The 6,911-nt window shown below is 44.1% G+C and carries 8 protein-coding genes; 5 read left to right on the forward strand and 3 right to left on the reverse strand.

What is annotated here, in order from left to right; all coding sequences use genetic code 11:
• A partial coding sequence (gene panB, locus ABZB17_RS18720; RefSeq protein WP_372652443.1) for a 3-methyl-2-oxobutanoate hydroxymethyltransferase occupies window positions 1-676 on the forward strand: 676 nt, incomplete at its 5' end.
• Between the two features lie 103 nt (window positions 677-779).
• A complete protein-coding gene (locus ABZB17_RS18725) occupies window positions 780-1,487 on the forward strand; it encodes an RluA family pseudouridine synthase (RefSeq protein ID WP_303919889.1) in 708 nt (235 codons plus the stop codon).
• 247 nt (window positions 1,488-1,734) lie between these two features.
• On the opposite strand, the gene ABZB17_RS18730 is transcribed toward ABZB17_RS18725, so the two are convergent.
• Window positions 1,735-2,217, reverse strand: coding sequence for a cytidine deaminase (locus tag ABZB17_RS18730; protein WP_372652445.1), 483 nt, complete (start codon window positions 2,215-2,217; stop codon window positions 1,735-1,737).
• 361 nt (window positions 2,218-2,578) lie between these two features.
• On the opposite strand from ABZB17_RS18730, the gene ABZB17_RS18735 reads away from it, so the two are divergent.
• From ABZB17_RS18735 to ABZB17_RS18745, 3 genes are all read left to right on the forward strand, one after another.
• A complete protein-coding gene (locus ABZB17_RS18735; protein ID WP_372652449.1) occupies window positions 2,579-4,141 on the forward strand; it encodes a carboxylesterase/lipase family protein in 1,563 nt (520 codons plus the stop codon).
• Between the two features lie 404 nt (window positions 4,142-4,545).
• The gene (locus tag ABZB17_RS18740) at window positions 4,546-5,481 is read left to right on the forward strand and encodes a glucosaminidase domain-containing protein (protein ID WP_372652452.1); all 936 of its coding nucleotides are present in this window, start codon (window positions 4,546-4,548) and stop codon (window positions 5,479-5,481) included.
• A gap of 333 nt (window positions 5,482-5,814) precedes the next feature.
• A complete protein-coding gene (locus ABZB17_RS18745; RefSeq protein ID WP_372652454.1) occupies window positions 5,815-6,204 on the forward strand; it encodes a hypothetical protein in 390 nt (129 codons plus the stop codon).
• A 47-nt stretch (window positions 6,205-6,251) separates the two neighbouring features.
• On the opposite strand, the gene ABZB17_RS18750 is transcribed toward ABZB17_RS18745, so the two are convergent.
• The gene (locus ABZB17_RS18750) at window positions 6,252-6,611 is read right to left on the reverse strand and encodes a hypothetical protein (protein ID WP_372652456.1); all 360 of its coding nucleotides are present in this window, start codon (window positions 6,609-6,611) and stop codon (window positions 6,252-6,254) included.
• The coding region (locus ABZB17_RS18755; RefSeq protein ID WP_372652459.1) for an RNA polymerase sigma factor at window positions 6,604-6,911 on the reverse strand (308 nt) is incomplete at its 5' end. The genes ABZB17_RS18755 and ABZB17_RS18750, both read right to left, overlap by 8 nt.

Raw genomic sequence — 6,911 nt, forward strand, 5'->3', positions numbered from 1 at the left:
TCTGGTTGGCGATTCGGCCTCGAACGTAATGGCGGGGCACGAAACCACGCTACCTATCACCCTTAACGAAATGATCTTTATGGGAGCATCGGTGGTGCGTGCCGTAAACCGTGCACTTGTTGTGGTCGACCTTCCTTTCGGAACCTACCAGGGCAATTCGCGCGAAGCATTAAATTCAGCCATTCGGATAATGAAAGAAACAGCTGCCGACGCGGTAAAACTGGAAGGTGGCGAAGAAGTAATAGAATCGGTAAAACGTATCCTTTCGGCCGGAATTCCGGTGATGGGACACCTGGGATTAATGCCACAGTCGATTCATAAATTCGGGACTTACACGGTGCGTGCCAAACAGGAAGCCGAAGCAGAGAAGCTGATCAACGATGCCAAACTGCTGGAAGAAGCCGGTTGTTTTGCAATTGTGCTGGAGAAAATTCCTGCATCACTTGGCGAACAGGTTGCCAAAAAACTAAAGATTCCGGTAATTGGAATTGGTGCCGGTGGCGGTGTTGACGGTCAGGTACTGGTAATCCACGATATGCTGGGAATTACACAACAGTTCTCGCCACGTTTTTTGCGCAGATACCACAACCTGGCAGCCGAAATTAAAGGTGCCGTAGGAAATTATATAAACGATGTAAAATCGCAGGATTTCCCGAGCGATAAGGAACAGTATTAGGATTCAAGGAAAAAGGAAAAAGTAGGAAGGCAAAAGTACGTGGCTGGAAGTTTGAAATAAATTTTCTTACTTGTAGCTTGAAGCTAATAGCTAGGCGCTAACGATGGAAGTAATATACGAAGACAATCATATTATTGCAATAAACAAGGCATGCGGCGATGTTGTGCAGGGCGATAAAACCGGCGACGAAACCGTTTTGGACAAGGTTAAACATTACCTGAAAGTGAAATATAACAAACCGGGAAATGTTTACCTTGGCCTGCCTCACCGCCTCGACCGCCCAACAAGCGGTATTCTTATTTTGGCGAAAACCAGCAAAGTACTGCCACGGTTAAACAAACTTTTCCAAACCAAAGACGGCATGCGAAAAGTGTATTGGGCTGTGGTTGATAAACGTCCGCCAAAATACACCGACACGTTGGAACATTACCTGCGCAAAGACGAAGAGAAAAACCGAAGTTACGCCTATACCGAGCCAAAACCGGGATCAAAATTTGCCAGCCTCACCTACCGTCATGTGGCCAGTATCGACCGCTATCATTTGCTGGAGGTGGAAATTCACACCGGGCGTCATCATCAGATCAGGGTTCAGCTGCGCCAGCTAAAAATGCACATTAAAGGTGATTTAAAATACGGCGCACCACGGTCGAACAAAAATAAAGGAATTCACTTGCATGCACGCAAAGTAGAATTGATGCACCCCGTGCGCAAAGAACCGCTTACTATTGTTGCCGACCCGCCAAAAGATCCGGTGTGGGACGAGTTTATGAAACTTTTTAAAGCCGGGAAATTTAGTCCGGTGGAAGTGTGAATTGAAGGAGTGAAGGATTGTGGTGAATGGGCAATTGAGTGAATGAGTAAATGCGGAAATGATTTAATGCTGAAATGCTTCAATAAGCTCGCAATGATTTTTTTATAAAACCCAAACGTGTAAAGGAGAACTGAAACAGATCTCTCCTCCCCCGAAGTTTCGGGGCTCGTCGGGATGACAGCCATACTCAGCTTTTGTCTTTTTGCTGTTTTTGACTGTCTACTTTTACCTTTTGCCTTGCACTCCTCTAATCCAGATCCTTCGGTTTAAACGCAAAGGGCAGCAAATTATCGGCGCCATCCAAAACCTGTATGTGTTTACGGCCATCGAGTATGATGCGAATGGGCTGGCTGTAGCGAAACTCGGTTTCAACCAGCACCTGGCGACACGAACCGCAGGGTTGCGCCGGAAGTTCCAGAAATCCGTGCGAATTTTGTGCCGTAACGGCAATGGCTTTTACTGCCTGGTCGGGGTAAGTAGAGTTAGCATAAAACAGGGCTACCCGCTCAGCACACAGTCCATCGGTAAAGTCAGCATTCTCCTGGTTACTGCCGGTTACCACCTCGCCGTTTTCGAGCAAAAGTGCGGCTCCCACACAAAATTTCGAATACGGTGCATATGCATTTTTACTGGCTTCGCGCGCTGCCAGCAACAATCTCTGATCGCTCTCGGGTAATTCATCTACCGCATCGTATTCGCAAACTTTTATCGTGAGTTCCTTCCTTCGCATAAACGGGTATTTTTCTCAAATGTACAATTTTATATTAAATGGAAGTATGTTCTTCACTATGGTACCTTTCTCTTCTTACAGAATGCTAGAGTGAGAACAGGACACTACCTGAAAGAAAAAAGTTTCCTGGTATGGGTAGCCTTTTGTTGTTTTGCTTTTTCTAAATTAAAATACACAATGTGATGAAAAACGCTTTACCCAATCCTCCCTCAATCAGCCATATGGTTTAACCAAGTTTAATTCAGCGGTTAAACCATTTCACAATTCGGAGTCAAAGCATATTACAACACCAGATCAGAACGAACCACTATCTGATTAACAAAAGATAAAATTTGATTTAAACCTAAGTAAATTTATAAGTATGAAACGAGTAGTAAAGGTTACATTCTTTTTTGCCCTTATAGCCGGATTTTGTCTTACGGCTTGTAAACCAAAACCAAACAACAATCAGCAACCGGTTATAAAAACCACCTCTGGTACGATATCGGGCAGTATTAACGATAGTGTATACGCTTTTAAGGGGATTCCTTACGCCAAGGCCGAACGATTTATGCCTCCGCAGGAACCTGATGCCTGGAACGGACTTCGCGAATGTACCGCCTTTGGGCCGGTAGCCCGGCAAGTGGTACCCTGGTATCCCGATTCTGTTCAGAACGAAAAAGAACTGTTTAGTGCAAATGTTTGGACGCAGGGAATACTGGATGGAAAAAAACGCCCGGTGATGCTTTGGCTACATGGCGGCGGATTTCATACCGGTGCCAGCAACGATCCGATGACTTATGGCGAAGCTATGGCGAAAAAAGGTGATGTGGTTTTCGTATCCATAAATCACCGTTTGAATATTCTTGGGTTTCTTGACCTGTCGGCATGTGGCGATAAGTATGCAAAATCGGCCAATGTGGGAGTGCTCGACATTGTGAAAGCCCTGGAATGGATTCAGAAAAATATTGAGCAGTTTGGTGGAAACCCTGCTGATGTAACAATTCTTGGCGAATCAGGAGGCGGCGGAAAAGTGGGCACCATCATGTGTATGCCGGCGGCAAAAGGTTTGTTTCACAAGGCCATTATTCAGAGTGGAACATTGATAAATACAATGACCAAAGAGAAATCGCAAGCTTTGGGATTAGCCGTACTTGAAAACCTGGGACTTACACCAAACGATGTTGAGAAACTAGATACGATCCCTTACAAAGGGCTGGTTAAAGCCGGCAACGATGCAATTGCCAAAACATCGGGTCCGAGAATACCGGGCTCGCCAACCATGTTTGGATTTGCACCTTCTGCCGACGGTGATGTTTTGTTGCAACAACCTTTCAGTCCCGGGTTTGCAGACATTTCTCACGATATTCCGCTTATGATGGGTACCACACTAAATGAGCTGATGCGCACCGCTTATGGCGAAAAAGAACTGACTTTGGAAGAGGCTAAAGAACGCCTGGCAAAAGAATATGGCGACAAAACCGATGAATACATTTCGCTGTTTGCAGAGGCTTATCCCGATTTCACTCCGCAGGATCTGCTTTCTGTTGACAAGACTTTCAGGCCATTTACCATTCGAACTGCAGACGCTCGGGCACAGGAAACAGATGCCCCGCTGTATGTTTACTTTTTGGCCTGGAAAAGTGGTGTTGACAATGCATCGAAAGGTTCGTTTCATGGTCTCGACATTCCGTTGGCATTCAATACCGTTGACCTGAGAGCAGACTGGACCGGCAATACCGATGAAGCCTGGAAATTAGCTGACAAAATGAGTTCGGCATGGATAAACTTTGTGAAATCAGGGAATCCAAATGTTGATGGTGTGCTTCCAGCGTGGGAACAATACACTCCGGGAAACGGTGCTACCATGTATTTTGATAATGAATGCAAAATTGTAAATAATCACGACAGAGCGTTGATGAATTTTATAAAACCTCTTGACTAGTTATTGGCCTTGTTTATCAACGGGTTCTGTTATAGCTTCGAGCTCAACAGAACAAACAGTTGTCGCAGTTCACAGAAAAGCGAAGTGACAAAAATGGGCTTATAAAACAAGGAAGGTTGATGAGTTTTATTCGGGTTTCGGTTCTCCATCGAAGTTATTACACCTTGATGGAGAACCGGCTCCGAAATCCCAACTTTTATGAAAACGTCTTCGGGGTAAGTAGTAATTCTGCCAATACAGCCATTTACTGACATAGTATTGTGGTTCTCTCCCCAATTTCTTTTCATCAATAGCCAATAAACCCATCTTACTCACGTTTCATTGTTTATAAAATGCTCTGCATTTGGTAGGCAAATGCCCCAGGGTATTTTATTTTTGGCATCAGCAAACGTTGTAACAGAAACATGAGACACATAATTTCCTTTATCCTTTTTATTTTACTGGCCGCAAGCGCATTTTCGCAAAACATAACACGCGAAGAGTACATCAGGCAGTGGCAACTACTGGCTATTGAAGAGATGAACCGCAGTGGAATCCCTGCAAGTATTACCATGGCACAGGGCTGTCTGGAGTCGGGCAACGGCAACAGCGAACTGTCGCGAAAATCAAACAATCACTTTGGCATAAAATGTAAAAGTAGCTGGAAAGGTAAAAAAGTGTATTACGACGACGACCGCCGTAACGAGTGTTTCAGAAGTTACCGCTCGGTGGAAGATTCGTACATCGACCACACCAATTTCCTGATGGAAAATCCGCGTTACGCCTCCTTGTTTCTGCTCGACCCTACGGATTACAAAGCCTGGGCAAAAGGGTTAAAAAAAGCGGGTTATGCTACGGCTCACGATTACGACAAACGTCTGATTCGAATAATTGAAGAGAACAAACTTCACCGGCTCGACAAGAAAATGACTTTTCGCCCCATGGGAGAACAAACGGCATACAATGTGCTTGATACCGATAAAACCGGAGCACTTACGATCAGGCCATTCAACACGCACAAGGCTACCAAAATTAACCGTGTAAAAGCCGTGGTGGCACAAAAAGGCGATACCTACGAAATCCTGGCACAGGAGCTTGGTTTAAAAGACTGGGAGTTGTATAAATATAACGATCAGCCACCCGGACACCGCCCAATTCCTAACGAGGTGGTTTATATTCAGTACAAGAAGAATAAATCAGAAAAAGACCATCTTACACACCGTGCACAGCAAGGCGAAACCATGCATTACATCTCGCAACTGTATGGTATAAAACTGAAACCGCTTTACCGCCGTAACGATATGAAAAAAGGTGAGCAGCCCCGGTTGGGCCAGGTGATTTACCTGCGGAATAAGAAGTGAGAAGGATTAAGGGAATGAAAGTTTGAAGGATTGAGGGACTGAAGGACTAATTTGTGAATGGGTAATTGTGCTAATTTGGAAATGCATATGTCCATGAATCATCCTCATTTTCTCTGTGAAACTCTGTTGCTTCTCTGTGTAACTCTGTGGTAAAAATGGGAAAATGCTTTAATGCAGAAATGCGTCAATAATTCAGCACTGATTTTTCGACAGGTTTCCAACTTGTGGCATGCAACTCTATTTCCACAACCATTTCAACCTGCTTCTAGTAAACAGCGATAGATAACCAAAAATCGCTGCTTCAGCGTTCTTTAACCGAAAGGAGGAACCACTATGAGAACATTGAAATTTTACAAAACAGTTTTTCTTATTGCTGCCGCCTACGATCTTATTCTGGGCGTTTCTTTTTTTCTGCTGTATCCAAATGTGTATGCCATGTTTAACATTCCGCTGCCCGAAACAGAAGCTTACCTGCAGCTAAATGCTGCTTTTGTTTTTGCCCAGGGAATATTGTACTGGTTTGTTTACCGCAACATTAAACGAAATGTCGAGATTGTAAAAGTTGCGGTGGCCTACAAATTTGCCTATGCCTGGGTGGCTTTGTACAACTGGGGAATTGGCGAACTGCCACATGTTGTTTTTGCTGTCTTTGGTCTCATCGATGTTGCTTTTATCGTACTTTTTATTCTTTTCCTAACCGATTATAGGATGATAACTGAGTAAAAAGCGATCATTTTCCTCAACACGTATTTATTGCGAAAGTCAGGGGCTTATTCTGATGATGCCCGGTACATGAAATACCTTAACAATACCCGGTCGGCAAATAAAACAAACACCATCAAAAGGTTTATGCCAACCACCAGCGAAGCATTTTTTGTAAAGAACGCCATCCAGCCCGATACGGTAACATCGTACCAAACAAAAGCCAGTATTGCTACAACAAGCATAATTCCGAGTATAACGGCCAGATAAATGGTAAATTCCCTGATATATTGTTTCCAGGCAAAACGCTGCTCCACCTTTTTAACAAGGGCATCGGTAAAATTCTCCGACAGCTTGAATTCCGGCTCCGAAGTGAACGCCTCTTTCAGCAGTTTGTCTGTGTCAAAATTCCGATCTTCGTTATACATAGTCAGCAAATATATTAGTTTGTTCCAAACGGGCAACTTTTTCAATCTTGCCTTTTAATAATTTTCGTGCCCGGCTCAGGTAACTTTTAATGGTTCCTTCGGGCATTCCTGTAATCTCTTCTATCTCTTTGTACGAGAACTCCTCCAGATGAAATAACGTAATCACCGTTCGGTAGTTCACAGGCAACGACTCAATCAGTTGCATGAGATATTTTTTAGCTTCTTCCTTTTCAATACTTTTCTGGTTCAGCCCCGGGTCTTTTTCAGCAAGAATAAGGTTGGGCTCTTCGCTGTATGACA

Origin of the sequence: Draconibacterium sp. (assembly GCF_041583095.1) — a bacterium.
Taxonomy (GTDB): Bacteria; Bacteroidota; Bacteroidia; order Bacteroidales; family Prolixibacteraceae; genus Draconibacterium.

Coding starts and splice junctions, on each gene's coding strand:
- ABZB17_RS18725 (WP_303919889.1), top strand. CDS start 780: ATGGAAGTAATATACGAAGACAATCATATTATTGCAATAAACAAGGCA.
- ABZB17_RS18730 (WP_372652445.1), bottom strand. CDS start 2,217: ATGCGAAGGAAGGAACTCACGATAAAAGTTTGCGAATACGATGCGGTA.
- ABZB17_RS18735 (WP_372652449.1), top strand. CDS start 2,579: ATGAAACGAGTAGTAAAGGTTACATTCTTTTTTGCCCTTATAGCCGGA.
- ABZB17_RS18740 (WP_372652452.1), top strand. CDS start 4,546: ATGAGACACATAATTTCCTTTATCCTTTTTATTTTACTGGCCGCAAGC.
- ABZB17_RS18745 (WP_372652454.1), top strand. CDS start 5,815: ATGAGAACATTGAAATTTTACAAAACAGTTTTTCTTATTGCTGCCGCC.
- ABZB17_RS18750 (WP_372652456.1), bottom strand. CDS start 6,611: ATGTATAACGAAGATCGGAATTTTGACACAGACAAACTGCTGAAAGAG.